We start from the raw sequence: 15705 nt of genomic DNA, 5'->3' as shown, positions 1-15705 counted from the left end.
ACGGGCCGGAGGCTGCCATGACCAATGACGCGCTGATCAAACATTTCCGTTCCATCGTCGGATCGCGCCATGTCCTGACAGGCGAACGCGCGACCGAACGGTTCCGGCGCGGCTTCCGCTCGGGCGAGGGGGAGGCGCTGTGCGTCATTCAACCCGGTTCTTTGTCGGAACAGTGGAAGGTGCTGCAAGCCTGCGTTGCCGCCGACAAGATCGTCATTATGCAGGCGGCCAATACCGGACTGACCGAGGGGTCGACCCCTTCGGGCAGTTATGATCGCGATGTGGTGCTGATCAACACGCGGCGGATGGATGCTCTGGTGCCCCTGAATGATGGCGCGCAGATCGTCAGCTTTCCGGGCGCCACCCTGTTTGCATTGGAGAAACTGCTGGCCCCGCTTGGGCGCGAGCCGCATTCGGTGATCGGATCATCCTGTATCGGCGCGTCGATTGTGGGTGGCGTCTGCAACAACTCGGGCGGTTCGCTGGTTGAACGCGGGCCGGTTTATACGGAACTGTCCGTCTATGCCCGGATCACCGAACAGGGCGAGTTGGAACTGGTCAACCATCTGGGCATCGATCTGGGCGAAACGCCCGAGGAAATCCTTGCCAATCTCGATGCAGGACAGTTCGAGCGCAATCCGGGGGCGACGAACAAGCGCGCCTCGGCCAGCGACTATGCGCAGATCGTACGGGACGTGGATGCCGAAACACCTGCGCGGTTCAACGCGGACAAGGCCAAACTGTTCGAATCCGCCGGATCCGCCGGAAAATTGGCGGTGTTTGCCGTGCGTCTTGATACCTTCCCCAAGAACAAGGCCGAACAGGTCTTCTATATCGGAACCAACGACCCCGAGGATCTGGCAGACTTGCGTCGACATATCCTGTCCGAGTTCCAGTCTCTGCCGGTATCCGCCGAATACATGCAGCGTGAGGTATTCGACATCACCGCGAAATACGGCAAGGACACGGTGGTGATGATCGACAAGCTGGGCACAGATCGGCTGCCATTCTTCTTTGCCATGAAGGGGGCCGTGGATGCCCGTTTGCGCCGCGTTCCGTTCCTCAGCAGTTTTACCGACAGGTTCATGCAAATGGCGGTGTCTTTGTGGCCCCGCGTACTGCCTAAACGAATGACGCAGTTCCGGGACAAGTACGAACACCACCTGATCCTGAAGATGAAAGAGGGTGGCATCGCCGAGGCCGCCAGTTGGTTGCCGGAATTTCTGAAAGACCGTGATGCGGATTTCTTCGAATGCGACGCGCGCGAGGCCAAGATTGCCGGTCTGCACCGGTTTGCCGCCGCGGGTGCCGCCGTGCGCTATATGGCCATCCATGCCAATGAGGTTGAAGACATCATCGCGCTGGATGTCGCCCTGCGCCGCAACGATAGGGAATGGTTGGAAAAACTGCCCCCCGAGATCGAGGATCAACTGGTCCACAAACTCTATTACGGCCACTTCATGTGCCACGTGATGCATCAGGATTACGTGGTCCGGAAGGGGGCAGATCCCAAGGCGCTCAAGGCTGCGATGCTGAAGCTGTTCGATCAGCGCGGGGCGGAATACCCGGCAGAACACAATGTTGGCCACCTGTATAAGGCCAAGCCCGATCTGGCGGCACATTACACATGCTGCGATCCGACCAACTCGTTCAATCCGGGTATCGGGAAAATGTCGAAGGCAAAACACTATCAGGATCAACGCGGTGTGAACTCTGCCGCACAATAGGACTAAGGCTCGCAGAAGTCGCGGAACGAGCGTGAACAGCATCCTGTTCGCCAGTTCGGTCTGATTGAAACTGCGGGACCGTCGCAGGTATCCAAAGCAGCCTTTTTCATTTTTTTTGTTTCTCTACGGGAAACCCCCAATTTCGCCGCGAAAAGGGATTCGTTAGAACGAACCCAACCACAAGTCGCGCGCGACCAAACAGTTTTTCCCCGATGAGGGGCTGGTCACTACCCCCTCGGCCGGCCCCTCAATAATCTTTGGACGTGGGTTTACTGTGCCTCTTCCAGCATCCGGGATACCAACGCCGGCAATTCTGTTGCGCTGTCATAGGCAACGGTGTGCGGAATGTCCGCGACCGGCGATTTTCGGTAGCCTTGTGTAAACAGCAAAAACGGAATCCCCGCCCGGTCCGAGGTTTCTGCATCCACTTCGCTGTCCCCGACAAACAGGCGTGGCCCTGGGGCGCTGAGCGCGTCGAAGCTGGCGAACAGGTGGTTGGGGTCCGGTTTTCGAGTGTTCAGGCTGTCGCCGCCAAGGACCGCATCGAAGAAATGCGACAAGTTCAGCGCATCCAGCACGTGACGGGCCGGGACCTCAGGCTTGTTGGTACAGACGCCAAGGGTGCATCCCATGCGTTTGAGGTCGCCCAACGCCTCGGGAATTCCATCATAGGGCACGGTCGTTTTGCTGGCCCCGGCATTGTAATGGGCCAGCATCACGTTGGTCAGTTCGCCGTGACGGTCCATCGGCAGGTTGCGGTGCAGGACCACGCGCTCGACCAGCTTGGGCAGGCCGTTGCCGACGAATCGACCGATGACCTCTGGGGGCAGGGGCGGCAGGCCGACGTCGTCCAGCGTCCGGTTCGCTGCTGCCACGATATCGCCGAGGCTGTCGACCAAAGTTCCATCGAGGTCAAAAACAACCGCTGCCATCACTGAATACCTGCCTAATTGCTGAATTTGTCAAAGACTTATCGCGGCTTGGCGCTGGTCGCAAACCGGCAAATGCTCGCAAGTGCAAACAGGGCACTTGACATACCTTACTAAAATAATCAGATTAAGCGCAGGAACAGAGAGCCAGCCCTTTCTCGGGTCAGCCAGAGTAAAAAACCGCGAACAAACAAGGCCGTTTGCCTGAAAACTTCTGGAGTTGACCGATGAACGCGCAGACCCCGACCCCTACTCAATCCTATGCTGTGTCCATGCTGCCTTCGCACAAAGCCGAAGAGCTGACAAAGGGTGGCAACCTGGCCCATATCGAGCTGGGCGATCAAATGTATACCCTGCGCATCACTCGCGCGGGCAAATTGATTCTCACCAAATGAGCGCGCCGACGTCGCGGGGTGGGGCATCCGTTGGCCGGTTGTCCGACCTCGACCCGATCGAAGCAGGTGCTGTTATGTATCTGCGGCTTTGGGGCGATGGCCCCAAGGGCCGTGCCGATGCCGCAAGTGATTTCGACATTGCGCTGGGCGCGGATCAGGGCCGGGCGGCGATGCTGACGCTGGATCGACTGTGCTCGCTGTGTGCCCATCACGGTCGCCGACCGCTGGTGCGGCATGGGTTGGGATGCGGATGCCTGTGCGCGGATGAAAACTGTTTCGCGCAGATGATTGGCGCGGCAGCCGAAGGCGCGCGCGAGGATGCGATGATGATGGCATCCTTGATCGTGCGCCCGGATTTTGCTCCGGCTCTGGCATCACTGTCCGAGGAACTGGGCCTGACCCTGCGGCGCATGATGACGGCCATTCCGGTGCAGACCACCGGCCACCAGACCCCCTCGACCGTGTTGCATTAAGCGACGCGGTAAACCCCGGCTTAACGGCCGGGGTTACTTTGTCAACAGCAGCCACATGCCGCGTGATGGTGGTCGTGATCGCAAACCTGCGCCGGGGTGAAATCACCGACCTCTGACAACACATCCCTCAGCGCGAACAGAATCATATCCACATCCTCGGCCTCGATGGTCAGCGGCGGGCGGATTTTCAGGATATTGTCCTTTGGCCCCTCACTGCCAATCAGGATGCGATGGTCACGCATCCGGTTCTTGACGTATTTGCAGATTTCAGTGCCTTCTGAGCCGTCAGGGTTGATCAACTCCACCCCCAGAAACAGCCCCATCCCCCTTACGTCGCCGACACATCCGAAATCAGTCTCAATCTGACGCAACCCGTCGATCAGCCGCGCACCCATCAGGCGCGCATTCTCCTGCAGACCTTCGCCATCGACGATATCCAGCACCTCTTTGCCGATCCGGCACGACAGGGTCGAGCCGCCAAAGGTCGAGAAAAACTCGATCCCGTTGTCAAAGCTTTGGGCGATCTCTTTGGTGGTGACCACAACGCCCAGAGGGTGGCCGTTGCCGATGGGCTTGCCCAGCACAACGATGTCCGGCAGCGCGCCCTGATGCTCAAAACCGAAATAGTAGTCACCCAAACGACCCAGCCCGGTTTGCACCTCATCCGCGATGCAAACCCCCCCGGCGGTGCGAATTTTCTCATAAACAGCAGGCAGATAGCCCTTGGGTGGAATGATCTGCCCCCCGACCGAGGGGAAGGTTTCCGCGATAAACCCGGCAAGCCCATGGCCTTTGCCTTGCAACGCGGCAATCGCCGGATCGACGAAATCGGCGAACTTCTGGGCGCGGTCCGGATCGTCGCGCCGGAACGATCCGCGATAATCATCCGCGACCTCGACCAGTTCAACCCAATCCGCCTGACCAACCCCGCCGGGTTTGTTGAACTTATAGGCCGAGATTGCCACCGCCGCGTTGGTATTGCCGTGATAGCCATGGTCCGGCGTCACGATCCCCTTGGCCCCGGTATGGGCGCGGGCCAGCCGCAGGGCCAGTTCGTTGGCCTCGGTGCCGGAATTGACGAAGAAACAGACCTCAAGGTGATCGGGCAGTTTCGACAAGATCTTATCGGAAAACGCCGTCTGTGCCGGGTGCAGATACCGCGTGTTCGAGTTCATGCGCTTCAACTGATCCGCCGCAACGGCCTGAATGCGAGGATGCGCATGGCCCACATGGGGGACATTGTTATACGCGTCCAGATAGGGGCGGCCCCATTCGTCGAACAGATGGTGCTTCCATCCGCGCACCAGCATGACCGGATCATCATAGGTCAACGACAGGTTACCGCCGAAATGGTCGTGACGGCCTTGCAGAATGGTCTGCTTGTCGGTGGGTTGATAGAGCACCTTGTCATCCGGCAAGTTCAACAACGCGGCGGGGTTCGGGCAGACCGCGTGCCACAGGAACATCTCGTCCGGGTCGCCCACGCCGGGCCAGTCGGCCTCCATCCCAACCGTTGTCAGCGCCAATTGGAAATGCACATGCGGGGCCCAGCCGCCATTCTGGCGGGCATCGCCAAGCTGTGCGAAGGCCGCGCCCTGCGCCACGGGATCGCCCGGTTTCAGCCGATCACAGACCTCGGGGTCCAGATGGCCGTAGAGGGTGTAGAACGGATCGCCTTGGGGCGTTTCATGGCGCAGGATCACCACGCCGCCATAATCCAGATGGCTGTCCCGGTTTTCGACCACTTCGACCCGCCCACTGACAGGCGCGTGCAATGCGGTCCCTGCCGGGGCAAAGACATCCACCGCCAGATGCACTGTCCGCCGGTCGGACGCCTTCCACGGGCCTTTGCGAAACCCCGGTTCCGCATAAATCAGCCGCGGTTCGTTGTAATATCCCAGCCAGAGCCCGTCTCCGAACTCTTCCCCGACCCGCGCGGCCTCTGCCAAAGGCATGTGGAACGGGTTTTGCGGCCAGGTCGAGTTTTCCACCGACAGCGAGCCCATGGGAACCTCGCCAAGGTCTTGTCCGAACATCAGGGCAAAGTGACCGCGATGTGCCGCCAGATAAGCGTGAACACGCTCGGCCCCGTCGGTGACCGGCAGGTGACATGCGGCGCGTAGACGCGCTGGCATCAAGCCGCCATTGACCGCAGCGTTTTCCAGAAACCGCCACGCCGGAGCCTGTGAAATCGTCACATAGGGATCAACCGGGTACTCCGCCGCCATCAGGGTCGAGTTCACCACGGACACAGCCAACCGCATCCGCAGAAGTGGCCAGATCAGATCAAGCTCCTGCGGGCTCAGGCGGTTCGCGGCGTGATAGCCGCGTACCAACGCTGTCAGGGCGCGTTCGGGTTTCGGGTGATCCAGCACGACATAGGCACCGGCAATGGCCAGGTCGCACACGCGGGGCGCGGCGCACATATCGCCCAGATCGATCAGGCCCGTGACGGTCTGGCCCTGACCCAGCGCGCTCTCGACCAGAACATTGTAATCGTTGGCGTCGTTGTGAGTGGCCTGTCTCGGCAGGCTCGCAAGCGTGTCCGAAATGGCGTCGAACCCGGCGACGATTTCGCCCAGCAATCTGCGTCGGTCTTCATCCTGAACGACGTCCAGTTGATCCGCAATCCAACCGGCCTGCGTCAGATCCCACTTGAACCCTGCCCGATCCAACCCGTCATGCGCGAAGCCTTCCAACGCCCGATCCGTCGCGCCAAGAACGCGCCCCAACCTCAGGATCAATTCCTCGCTTTTGGGCGCGGCTTGCGCGTAACACTCGCCGGGCAAGCACTCAAGCAGCCAGACCAAACGGGATGCACCGGTTTCGTCCTGAATCTCCGGCAAAACGTCGCCATTCAAATCCGCAAAGACCTTTGGGAAGGGCAGGCCCGGGGCCGTCGCGGCAATATGCTCCAACGCCTTGATCTGCAGATCCACCAATCCGGGTGCGCAGCCGGGGCGCATGACCTTGAGAATGTAATCCTGCCCGTTTTTTGCCTGCACCAGAAAGTTCAGATCATACTCACCATCCAGCCGCGTCAAACGCGCCTCAAGCCCCCAGTGCAGCCGCAGCGCAGTTGCCCAGAACACAGTCATATCGCTCATACCCTGTTCGTCCGACACCAGGATCCCCTTCATCTGGCTGAAAATATCTTCGGGGGGGAGACGCGCCCTCAGGCGCGGCGGGGGGCAGACAGCCCCCCTGACCTCAGTCCAGCGCGCGCAAACGTTTGAACAGCGAGGACGTGTCCCACCGACCGCCACCCAGCTTTTGCACATCCTTGTAGAACTGGTCGACCAAAGCCGTCACTGGCAAGGAGGCCCCGGTTTCATTCGCCGTCTCCAGACAGATCCCCAAGTCCTTGCGCATCCAGTCCACCGCAAACCCATGATCGAAATGATCGTCCAGCATGGTTTCATAGCGGTTCGCCATCTGCCAGCTGCCCGCAGCACCCTGGCTGATCACCTCAACGACCGAGCGCCCATCCAGCCCGGCCTTTTCGGCAAAATGCAACGCTTCGCTCAGGCCCTGAACCAGACCGGCAATCGCAATCTGGTTGCACATCTTGGTCATCTGCCCCGCGCCGCTGTCACCGATCCTGCGGCAGATCTTGGAATAGACCTGCATGATCGGCTCTGCCGCGTCATAAGCCACCTGATCGCCGCCGCACATGATCGACAATGCGCCATTCTCGGCACCCGCCTGACCGCCCGAGATCGGGGCGTCCACAAAGGCAATTCCCTTGCTTTGCGCCGCGGCATACAGCTCGCGTGTGACCTTGGCGGACACGGTGGTGTGATCAACGAATGTTGCCCCTTCGGCCATGCCGTGAAAGGCGCCGTCCTCGCCGGTGCAGACCATACGCAGGTCGTCGTCATTGCCGACGCAGGCCATCACGAAGTCTGCACCCTGAGCAGCCTCTTGTGGGGTGAGCGCCATCGCGCCGCCATGTTGGGCAACCCAGGCTTCGGCCTTTGCAGCCGTCCGATTGAAAACGGTCACCTCATGACCTGCCGCCTGCAAATGTCCGGCCATTGGATAGCCCATGACGCCCAAACCCAGAAACGCAACTTTTGCCATTTGGTGATCCCCTCTGCTGACCGGCCCCGTATCATTCAGCGGGCCGGAGTGTTGGTCAGAGACAAAGCAAAGCTGCGCCCAAAGAGCAACCCCGCGTCACGCCTTGCCGCCCAGATCCTGAAGGATCGGGCAGTCGGGGCGATCATCCCCTGCACAGGCGTCGATCAGGTGACTCAGCGTGTCGCGCATGGCCTTCAGGTCTGCGATCTTGGCATCGATCTGCGCCAGATGATCGCGGGCCACCCGTTTGACATCCGCACTGGCCCGCGTTTCGTCCTCGTACAGCGCCAGCAGGGTGCGACAATCCTCGATGGTGAAGCCCAAAGCGCGGGCCCGGCCCAGAAATGTCAGCTTGTGCAGGTCCTGAGGGCGGAAGACCCGGTACCCATTGTCGTCGCGCAAGGGTTTGATCAGAGCAATCTCTTCGTAGTAGCGGATGGTTTTGGCGGGCAGGCCGGTTTGCGCGGCGACATCTCCGATATTCATGCACGGACCTCCTTGGATGTCGCCTTTGCGTTATCAGGCAGATCCGCGCGCACCCGCCGAAGGCGCAGCGCGTTTGAGACGACAAAAACACTGGACAAGGCCATCGCCCCTGCGGCCAAGGCCGGGGACAGCAAGTGACCCCCAAACGGATAGAGAACCCCCGCTGCAACCGGGATCAGAAGGATGTTATATCCAAAGGCCCAGCCCAGATTCTGCCGGATGTTACGCATTGTGCGGCGACTGATTTCAACGGCATTCGCAACACCGCGCAAATCGCCGGACATCAGAACGACGTCCGCAGTCTCAATCGCTACGTCTGTGCCGGTGCCTATGGCGACACCTATGTCGGCTGCAGCAAGGGCAGGGGCGTCGTTGATGCCGTCGCCGACGAAAGCCAGGGAGCCAAACCGGTCCTGCAATGATTGTATCGCGTCCCGTTTCCCATCCGGCAGGACTTCGGCCGTGACATGGTCGATACCCAAACGGTTCGCCAATGCCCTCGCCGTACGGGTGTTGTCGCCGGTGACCATCGCCAACGTCAAACCGGCCTCGCGCAGACGCGCCAAAGCCTCGGGCGTGCCGGGTTTGATTGGGTCGGAAACATACAGCGCTGCCGCCAGCCGCCCTTCAATCGCCACGAAAAGCGGCGTTGCGCCTTCGGTGGCGCGGGCGTCGGACTCGGCTTGCAGGTCGTCAAGGTCAAGGCCTTGCTGCTGCATCAGGGTCTTGGATCCGATCAGAACGCGCCGACCTTCGACCACGCCCCGCACCCCGAGGCCCGTCAGGGATTGAACCTCGGAGGCATCGGGCAAATCTGCGGGACCGGCGCGCGTGATTGCCGATGCGATCGGATGCTCTGAACGTGCTTCCAGCGCCGCAGCCAAACGAAGCACCTCGGTCGGATCGAACCCGGTTGTCGTTGTGATATTGTCGAATTCGGGACGGCCCAGTGTCAACGTACCGGTCTTGTCCAATGCGATCACCGTCGCCTGTTGCAATTGCTGCAACGCATCGCCCTTGCGGAACAGCACGCCCAGCTCGGCTGCACGGCCGGTGCCGACCATGATCGAGGTCGGTGTTGCCAGACCCATGGCGCAGGGGCAGGCGATGATCAGGACCGAGACCCCGGCCACCAGCGCCAGCGGCAAAGAGGGCGCAGGCCCGAATAGCAACCACGCGAGGACGGTCAGAACAGCGACAGTGATGACCGCCGGAACAAAGCGATAGGTTATCCGGTCCACCAGCCCCTGAATCGGCAATTTGGCCCCCTGCGCCTGTTCCACCAAACGAATGACCTGCGCCAGGACTGTATCGGCCCCGACACGCGTGGCCTGCACCCGCAGAGCACCGGTTCCGTTCACGGTGCCCCCAACAACCGGATCGCCGGGTGATTTGCCGACCGGAACGGGCTCGCCTGTGATCATGCTTTCATCCACAAACGTAGAGCCCTCCAACACCTGCCCATCGACCGCGATGCGTTCACCGGGTCGAATTTGCAGGATGTCGCCCACAGTGATTTCGGCAATGGGGCGGTCGGCAGCAGCGCCACCCTGTTCAACTCGCGCGGTTTTGGGCTGCAGCCCGATCAGCTTGCGAATGGCTGCGCCGGTTTTGCCTTTGGCGCGCGCCTCCATCCAGCGGCCCAGAAGGATCAGAACCACGATGACAGCGGCGGCTTCGAAATACACATTTGCTGTGCCCTGCGGCAGCACGCCGGGCGCAAAGGTCGCGGTCACCGAATAGAGGTAGGCGGCACCGGTTCCCAACGCGACCAGCGCGTTCATATCCGGTGTTCCGCGCAGCAGGGACGGGGTGCCCTTTTGATAGAACACCCGCCCGGGACCGATAAGCAAAACGGTCGTCAGCGCGAATTGAATCAACTGACTGGTTTGCGCGCCAATGGTGCCGTGCACCCAGTGGTGGAAGGCGGGGATCATGTGGCCGCCCATCTCAAGAATGAACACCGGTGCCGCAAGCAGCGCGGCCAGCAACGTGGTCTGCTTCAGCTTTTGCGCCTCATCATCCTGCGTCGCGGGGGCAGTGCCATTCTGCCCCTCGATCCGGGCCGGATAACCAAGATCGGCCGCGACCCGAGCCAGTGTCGCGGGCGTGGTGGCATCCTCAAGATAAGTCACCCGAGCCGCCCCGGTCGCCAGATTGACGTCCGCATTCAAAACACCTGTGGTCGCGGCAAGCGCACGTTCGATCTTCGCCACGCAAGAGGCGCAGTTCATCCCGGTGAGCGCAAGGACAGTCTGTTCGATCGCCGCAGGATAACCGGCATCGTCCAGCGCTGCGGTCAGCGCCGTAACCGGACCCGTGGTTACGACCTGCGCAGTGTGGGTTGCAAAGTTGACCGAGGCGGACTCGACGCCTGTAACACCGTTCAACGCAGCTTCGGCCCGCGCAACGCAGGAGGCGCAGTTCAGTCCGGTGATCTTGATCTGTATTGGTTGAGGCTGTGCCATACGACTCGTCTCGGAACTGTCTTCGCCCTCCACATGAGGGTTCCAGTGACGGGAAGGTCAAGGGGGCGCCATGGATTTTCGCGGAAAACAGGCGTCAATGCAGTTGCGGCATTCGGAAGGGCACTTGACGAGGTGCACCGTCAGTTTTGCAGCAAACGGTCCAGCAACAATGTCTGTTCGCCCGTCGCAGGCTGTGTCCGGACCGCATTCGGGGAGGCAAAAAAACCATAGAGGACAACAAGCAAGGCGCAACCGGCACCTGCAAGCGCGATCAGCGCGATATTCATCGTTGAACGTAGCATGGTAGTCCGTCCTCCGTCAGCGAAGGTGATTTGAAGGGTCTCTGCGACCTAATCCGATTGGGCTAGTGCTTGTTTCAGCCGTTCGTTTTCAGCCTGCAACTGCGCCAGTTGCTGTCCCAAAGCGTTCAGATGCGGGCGCAGTTCAGCCTCGGTATAACGGGGCGTGATATGGCTGGGGCAATTCCAGTCCAGCGCCTCGACCCGGATGATCACGGCGCGTTCGGCGCGTGTGGTGGCCCCGTCGGGATACAGGCTGGTTGTGGCCGCCTCGCCTTCGGTAAACTCCACACGCCCCAGAATCTTGAGACGGCGCTGATTGGCGTAATCCATCAGGATCATCGCAATTCGATCGTTCCCGTCCAGATTCCCGCGCGAGATATACTGCTTGTTGCCGGAAAAATCGGCGTAGCCGATGGTCTGAGCCCCCAGCACCTTCAGGAACCCGACAGGGCCGCCGCGATACTGAACATAAGGCCATCCGGTCTCGGACGCGGTGGCCTGATAGAACCCGTCCCGCGCTGTGATAAACGCTTTTTCCGCATCGCCGATCAGGTGGCCTTGCTGTGGGCCACCTTCGATAAACTTGGCATAGGTTTTTCCCGATCCCATCCGTTCCTGATGGGCGCGAACGGCTGGGGTGAAGGTCAGTTCGGAAAAGGCGCGCGGCATGGTTTGTCCTTTCACAGACCCAAGTCTGACAGCCCCGGATGGTCTTCCGGGCGTTCGCCCTGCGGCCAGTGAAACAGGCGGTCATCCTCGGTGATCGGCAAGTCGTTTAACGAGGCGTGACGATGCGACATGCGCCCGTCCTCGGCAAATTCCCAATTCTCATTGCCATAAGACCGGAACCACTGACCGCTGTCATCGTGCCATTCATAGGCATAGCGCACCGCAATGCGATTGTCGGAAAAGGCCCAAAGCTCTTTTATCAGGCGATAGTCCAGTTCCTTGCGCCACTTGCGGGTCAGGAAGGCGTGGATGTCGGCGTGGCCGGACAGAAATTCGGCCCGGTTCCGCCATTGGCTGTGTTCGGTATAGGCCGGGGTCACGACATCTGCATCACGGGAATTCCAGGCGTTTTCTGCCATACGAACCTTTTGCGTGGCGGTTTCGACGGTGAAGGGCGGCAGCGGTGGTCGGGACATTTTCGGGTGCTCTTTCAGACGAGTGCAGCGGCGATCATCGCCAGGGTCAACAGGACCGGCAGATATTGTGGTGGAACAAGGTTGGCGTGTCGTTTCATCGGTCAAATCCTTGGGTGAACTGATCGGTAAGAATACCTCTAAAGTGTACCGATCTGTCAATAAACTCAAGTATTATTTTGTGACTTGATGTAATTCCTTAAGAAACGGGGCGAAAAGCTATGTATTTCAACGGGGTAGGCAAGGTGGATTGAACCGCGCGGCCAAGTTTAATATGTACAGGTCAGTACATGCAGGAGCGGGATCATGCGCCCAAACAAACGAGATGAGCTTGTTCGCAAGGCGATGCAGGTGTTCTATCGCGACGGGTTTCACGCGACTGGCATGGACAAGCTGGTGGTGGAAACGGGCGTGTCGAAAACCTCGATGTACAAGCATTTCCGCACCAAGGAAGAGTTGATCCTGGCCGTCCTGCGCCTGCGGGACGAAAGCTTTCGCGAGTGGGTTCTGGGGCGTATGTCAGACAGGGCCGACACGCCGGCGGGGCAAATCCTGGCCAGTTTCGACGCCCTCAAGGAATGGTTCGAACAGGACGAGTTTCGCGGCTGCATGTTCATCAAGGCGGGGGCCGAGTATCAGGAAGCCGATCATCCGATCCATGTTCAGGCCGCCAGACACAAGCAGGTGATGCTGGATCATTTCACGCACCTTGCACAAAAGGCGGGCGCCCCTGCACCTGAAACGCTGGCACGACAGATTGTCTTGCTGCAGGAAGGTGCAATAGTCTCTGCCGTGCTGTTGAAAAGCGGCGACCCTGCCGAAGACGCCAAAGAGGCTGCCGCATTACTGCTGAAAACCGCCTTGGCCTAACCCGCCGGGAAAGAACGTTGCGTTGTTCAGGGGCCCAACGCCACGTCACATGGATTGGCGGGAAGCGCTGGGCTAGGTAGCCTATAACAAACGCTTATCCGGAGATCTGAAGATGTCGCTTTTCACCTCGTCCGCCGCCTGGGTTACAGATGAACACCGCATGTTTGCCGATATGGCAGGCCGGTTCATGGATGATGAACTTTCCCCGAATGTTGAAACATGGGCCGACAACGGCGTTGTCGACCGCGCGTTTTGGCACAAGGTCGGCGAAGCAGGGCTGATGGCGGGTTCGGTCGCCGAAGAATATGGCGGCGTTGGTGGCGGCATGGGCTTTGATGCCGTGACGATCTATGAACAGGCCGCGCGCGGTGATGCGGGTTGGGGGTATGGGATTCAGTCCATCGTGACCCACTACATCGCGACCTATGGCAGCGAAGACCAAAAGCAAAAATGGCTGCCCAAGCTGATCTCGGGCGAAATGGTAGGCGCGCTTGCAATGACTGAACCGGGCACCGGGTCCGATGTTCAGGCCGTGCGGACGACGGCCGAGAAGGATGGCAACTCTTACAAGCTCAACGGGTCCAAGATTTTCATCACCAACGGTCAGTCGGCGGACCTGATCGTTGTTGCGGCGAAAACGGATAAGTCCCTTGGGGCAAAAGGCGTCTCCCTGATCGCGGTCGAAACCGAGGGCGCGGATGGGTTTCGCCGGGGTCGCAACCTCAAGAAGCTGGGCATGAAGGGCAACGACACCGCCGAGCTCTTCTTTGAGGATGTCAAAGTGCCGTTGACGAACCTGCTGGGCCCGGATGAGGGGCAGGGGTTTTATCAGTTGATGAAGCAATTGCCCTGGGAACGTCTGACCATCGGTCTGATGGCCCTTGGGGCAATCGATTTCGCCATCGCCGAGACGGTGAAATACGTGCAAGAGCGTAAGGCCTTCGGTCAGCGTGTCATGGACTTCCAGAACACGCGTTTCAAACTGGCCGAGTGCAAGACCAAGGCCGAAGTGCTGCGCAGCTTTGTGAACGACTGTATCGCCAAGCTGGAGGCCGGAGAGTTGGACGCCGCGACAGCCTCGATGGTCAAATACTGGGGGTCCGAGGTGCAGAACGAAATCATGCACGAATGCCTGCAACTGTTTGGCGGCTATGGGTTTATGATGGAATACCCGATTGCCCGTCTTTATGCGGATGCACGCGTGCAGATGATCTATGGCGGCACCAACGAAGTGATGAAAGAACTGATCGCGCGGTCACTCGACGTCTAGGGGGCTCCCGCCCATCTTCGTCGTTTCTGTCGAAACGACTGTGCTGGTTGGGCCGGGCAGGCGCGGGCAATGCCCGCGCCTGCCCGGTCCCCTGCCGTCCGCAGGACGCAAGGCCAAAGGCCGCGCAGTTTGCAGAGGGCGGTTTGTTCAGGCCCAAGGGGCATATTCAGCGCTGCCATCGAAATTTGCGCCGACACGACCCTGACAACCACGTTCCGCTTTCCTCATCTTGAGTTGCCGCTGCCTTGCGCGCTAATGCTGCGTGCAAGGATGAAAGGTGACCCGTGACCAACCCTGAACACTCTCTGTGGCGCGAGACGTGCCGTGAAGACTTGAGCGCCGAGACGCTCTCAGCCCATGTGACGGTCGATCTGGCCGTGATCGGGGGCGGATACACCGGCTGTTCCGCTGCGCTGCACGCTGCGAAATCCGGCGCGTCGGTCTGTCTGTTGGAGGCGCAGGGCATCGGCCATGGCGGCTCGGGGCGGAATGTCGGGTTGGTCAATGCGGGCCTTTGGTTGCCCCCCGACGACATTCGCAAACACTTGGGTCAGGCAACTGGCGACCGCCTGATTGACCTTCTGTCCCAAGCTCCGTCCGAGGTCTTTGCCCTGATCGAAAAGCACCAGATCGATTGCGAGCCGGTGCGGAACGGAACACTTCATTGCGCACATTCACCTGCCGGGTTGCGCGATCTGAAAACCCGCCACGCGCAGCTTAGCGCGGCGGGCGCTCCGGTCGAACTGTTGTCGGCCCAGACCGCAGCGCAGAGAACCGGCAGCGACGCGTTCCATGGGGCGCTGTTTGATCCTCGGGCCGGTACGATCCAGCCACTGTCCTATGTGCGGGGTCTGGCGCGAGTGGCGCGTGAGTTCGGCGCACAGATTTACACCAACAGTCCGGTCTGCAAACTGCGCCGAGAAGGTGAGGTTTGGGTTCTGGAAACCCCCGACGGATCGGTGCGCGCAAGGGCGGTCATTCAAGCCACAAACGCCTATCACCAAGGCATCGACGACACCGCGCCCGCCTATGTGCCGGTCTACTACTTTCAATATGCGACCGCGCCTTTGTCCCACAATCTGCGCAACAGCATTCTGCCGCAGGGCGAAGGATGCTGGGATACCGGCCTGATCATGACATCGTTCCGGCTGGATCAGGACGGGCGCATGATCATCGGCGGGATGGGGGACCTAAGCCATGCTGGCCGCGCGGCGCATGAAGGATGGGTCAGTCGCAAATTGGCCGAACTGTTTCCGCACCTATCCGATCAACCCCTGGTTCAGGGCTGGCACGGGCGGATTGCCATGACGTCGGATCATATTCCCAAAATCTCTCAGCTTGGCCCAAACGCCCTGTCCGCCCATGGGTTTTCCGGGCGCGGCATCGGGCCCGGCACGATGTTCGGGCGGTTGATGGCTGAAAGCCTTTTGACAGGGGATTTCTCATGCCTGCCGGTGCCAGTCGTATCCGAGCACCGCGAAAGCTGGACGCGCCTGCGCCGTGCTTATTTCGAAACCGGCGCGGCGCTGACGCATCTGATCAAGGCGCGGCTCTGATACG

Annotated in this window: 14 protein-coding genes; 6 read left to right on the top strand and 8 right to left on the bottom strand. The window is 60.2% G+C overall.

The genetic code is table 11. From position 1 onward, the window contains the following. The first annotated feature begins 17 nt into the window (after positions 1–17). A complete protein-coding gene (dld, locus tag ACR0E6_RS09230) occupies positions 18–1727 on the top strand; it encodes a D-lactate dehydrogenase (protein ID WP_480582546.1) in 1710 nt (569 codons plus the stop codon). Positions 1728–1996: 269 nt separating this feature from the next. On the opposite strand, the gene gph is transcribed toward dld, so the two are convergent. Beyond that, positions 1997–2659 (bottom strand): phosphoglycolate phosphatase, encoded by a 663-nt coding sequence (gene gph, locus ACR0E6_RS09225; protein WP_480582544.1) that lies wholly within the window; start codon positions 2657–2659, stop codon positions 1997–1999. A 224-nt stretch (positions 2660–2883) separates the two neighbouring features. Between gph and hemP the strand changes: the two genes are divergently transcribed. Both hemP and ACR0E6_RS09215 read left to right on the top strand, forming a co-directional pair. After that, positions 2884–3051 carry a hemin uptake protein HemP gene (gene hemP / locus ACR0E6_RS09220; protein WP_170736394.1) on the top strand — a complete coding sequence of 56 codons (168 nt, stop codon included), beginning with the start codon at positions 2884–2886 and terminating at the stop codon, positions 3049–3051. Then, a complete protein-coding gene (locus ACR0E6_RS09215; protein ID WP_480582542.1) occupies positions 3048–3524 on the top strand; it encodes a hypothetical protein in 477 nt (158 codons plus the stop codon). The genes hemP and ACR0E6_RS09215 overlap by 4 nt, the downstream gene beginning before the upstream one ends. A 41-nt stretch (positions 3525–3565) precedes the next feature. Here ACR0E6_RS09215 and ACR0E6_RS09210 read toward each other — a convergent pair whose 3' ends face one another. The 7 genes from ACR0E6_RS09210 to ACR0E6_RS09180 form a co-directional block, all read right to left on the bottom strand. Beyond that, positions 3566–6664, bottom strand: a complete 3099-nt coding sequence (locus tag ACR0E6_RS09210) for an aminotransferase class III-fold pyridoxal phosphate-dependent enzyme (protein WP_480582540.1) — start codon at positions 6662–6664, stop codon at positions 3566–3568. Between the two features lie 70 nt (positions 6665–6734). Beyond that, positions 6735–7607 carry an NAD(P)-dependent oxidoreductase gene (locus tag ACR0E6_RS09205; protein ID WP_480582538.1) on the bottom strand — a complete coding sequence of 291 codons (873 nt, stop codon included), beginning with the start codon at positions 7605–7607 and terminating at the stop codon, positions 6735–6737. A 96-nt stretch (positions 7608–7703) separates the two neighbouring features. After that, the gene (gene cueR / locus ACR0E6_RS09200) at positions 7704–8093 is read right to left on the bottom strand and encodes a Cu(I)-responsive transcriptional regulator (RefSeq protein WP_170452536.1); all 390 of its coding nucleotides are present in this window, start codon (positions 8091–8093) and stop codon (positions 7704–7706) included. Beyond that, positions 8090–10561 (bottom strand): heavy metal translocating P-type ATPase, encoded by a 2472-nt coding sequence (locus tag ACR0E6_RS09195; protein WP_480582536.1) that lies wholly within the window; start codon positions 10559–10561, stop codon positions 8090–8092. Before ACR0E6_RS09195 ends, cueR begins: the two co-directional genes overlap by 4 nt. Before the next feature lie 140 nt (positions 10562–10701). Continuing rightward, positions 10702–10863 carry a hypothetical protein gene (locus ACR0E6_RS09190; protein ID WP_480582534.1) on the bottom strand — a complete coding sequence of 54 codons (162 nt, stop codon included), beginning with the start codon at positions 10861–10863 and terminating at the stop codon, positions 10702–10704. Positions 10864–10911: 48 nt separating this feature from the next. Then, on the bottom strand, positions 10912–11532 hold the full coding sequence (locus ACR0E6_RS09185) for a pyridoxamine 5'-phosphate oxidase family protein (protein WP_480582532.1): 621 nt from the start codon (positions 11530–11532) through the stop codon (positions 10912–10914). A gap of 11 nt (positions 11533–11543) precedes the next feature. Continuing rightward, entirely contained in the window at positions 11544–12008 is a 465-nt protein-coding gene (locus ACR0E6_RS09180; protein ID WP_170452529.1) for a nuclear transport factor 2 family protein, read from the bottom strand. Between the two features lie 303 nt (positions 12009–12311). On the opposite strand from ACR0E6_RS09180, the gene ACR0E6_RS09175 reads away from it, so the two are divergent. The 3 genes from ACR0E6_RS09175 (at position 12312) to ACR0E6_RS09165 (ending at position 15701) form a co-directional block, all read left to right on the top strand. Continuing rightward, the gene (locus ACR0E6_RS09175) at positions 12312–12875 is read left to right on the top strand and encodes a TetR family transcriptional regulator (protein ID WP_170452525.1); all 564 of its coding nucleotides are present in this window, start codon (positions 12312–12314) and stop codon (positions 12873–12875) included. 112 nt (positions 12876–12987) lie between these two features. Continuing rightward, on the top strand, positions 12988–14145 hold the full coding sequence (locus tag ACR0E6_RS09170) for an acyl-CoA dehydrogenase family protein (RefSeq protein ID WP_170452523.1): 1158 nt from the start codon (positions 12988–12990) through the stop codon (positions 14143–14145). 284 nt (positions 14146–14429) lie between these two features. After that, complete coding sequence (locus ACR0E6_RS09165) at positions 14430–15701, top strand: NAD(P)/FAD-dependent oxidoreductase (protein WP_480582530.1); 1272 nt, start codon at positions 14430–14432, stop codon at positions 15699–15701. Positions 15702–15705 lie beyond the last annotated feature (4 nt).

The organism is Ruegeria sp. AP12 (assembly GCF_056540025.1).
Note: the sequence above shows the minus strand (reverse complement) of the source record. Positions and strands in the feature narration are given on the sequence as shown.

What these genes read in the sequence shown, in the direction of transcription:
- ACR0E6_RS09180 (WP_170452529.1), bottom strand. Translation starts at nt 12,008, where the DNA reads ATGTCCCGACCACCGCTGCCGCCCTTCACCGTCGAAACCGCCACGCAA.
- ACR0E6_RS09170 (WP_170452523.1), top strand. Translation starts at nt 12,988, where the DNA reads ATGTCGCTTTTCACCTCGTCCGCCGCCTGGGTTACAGATGAACACCGC.
- ACR0E6_RS09215 (WP_480582542.1), top strand. Translation starts at nt 3,048, where the DNA reads ATGAGCGCGCCGACGTCGCGGGGTGGGGCATCCGTTGGCCGGTTGTCC.
- dld (WP_480582546.1), top strand. Translation starts at nt 18, where the DNA reads ATGACCAATGACGCGCTGATCAAACATTTCCGTTCCATCGTCGGATCG.
- ACR0E6_RS09205 (WP_480582538.1), bottom strand. Translation starts at nt 7,607, where the DNA reads ATGGCAAAAGTTGCGTTTCTGGGTTTGGGCGTCATGGGCTATCCAATG.
- ACR0E6_RS09210 (WP_480582540.1), bottom strand. Translation starts at nt 6,664, where the DNA reads ATGAAGGGGATCCTGGTGTCGGACGAACAGGGTATGAGCGATATGACT.
- ACR0E6_RS09195 (WP_480582536.1), bottom strand. Translation starts at nt 10,561, where the DNA reads ATGGCACAGCCTCAACCAATACAGATCAAGATCACCGGACTGAACTGC.
- ACR0E6_RS09190 (WP_480582534.1), bottom strand. Translation starts at nt 10,863, where the DNA reads ATGCTACGTTCAACGATGAATATCGCGCTGATCGCGCTTGCAGGTGCC.
- ACR0E6_RS09175 (WP_170452525.1), top strand. Translation starts at nt 12,312, where the DNA reads ATGCGCCCAAACAAACGAGATGAGCTTGTTCGCAAGGCGATGCAGGTG.
- hemP (WP_170736394.1), top strand. Translation starts at nt 2,884, where the DNA reads ATGAACGCGCAGACCCCGACCCCTACTCAATCCTATGCTGTGTCCATG.
- gph (WP_480582544.1), bottom strand. Translation starts at nt 2,659, where the DNA reads ATGGCAGCGGTTGTTTTTGACCTCGATGGAACTTTGGTCGACAGCCTC.
- ACR0E6_RS09185 (WP_480582532.1), bottom strand. Translation starts at nt 11,532, where the DNA reads ATGCCGCGCGCCTTTTCCGAACTGACCTTCACCCCAGCCGTTCGCGCC.
- cueR (WP_170452536.1), bottom strand. Translation starts at nt 8,093, where the DNA reads ATGAATATCGGAGATGTCGCCGCGCAAACCGGCCTGCCCGCCAAAACC.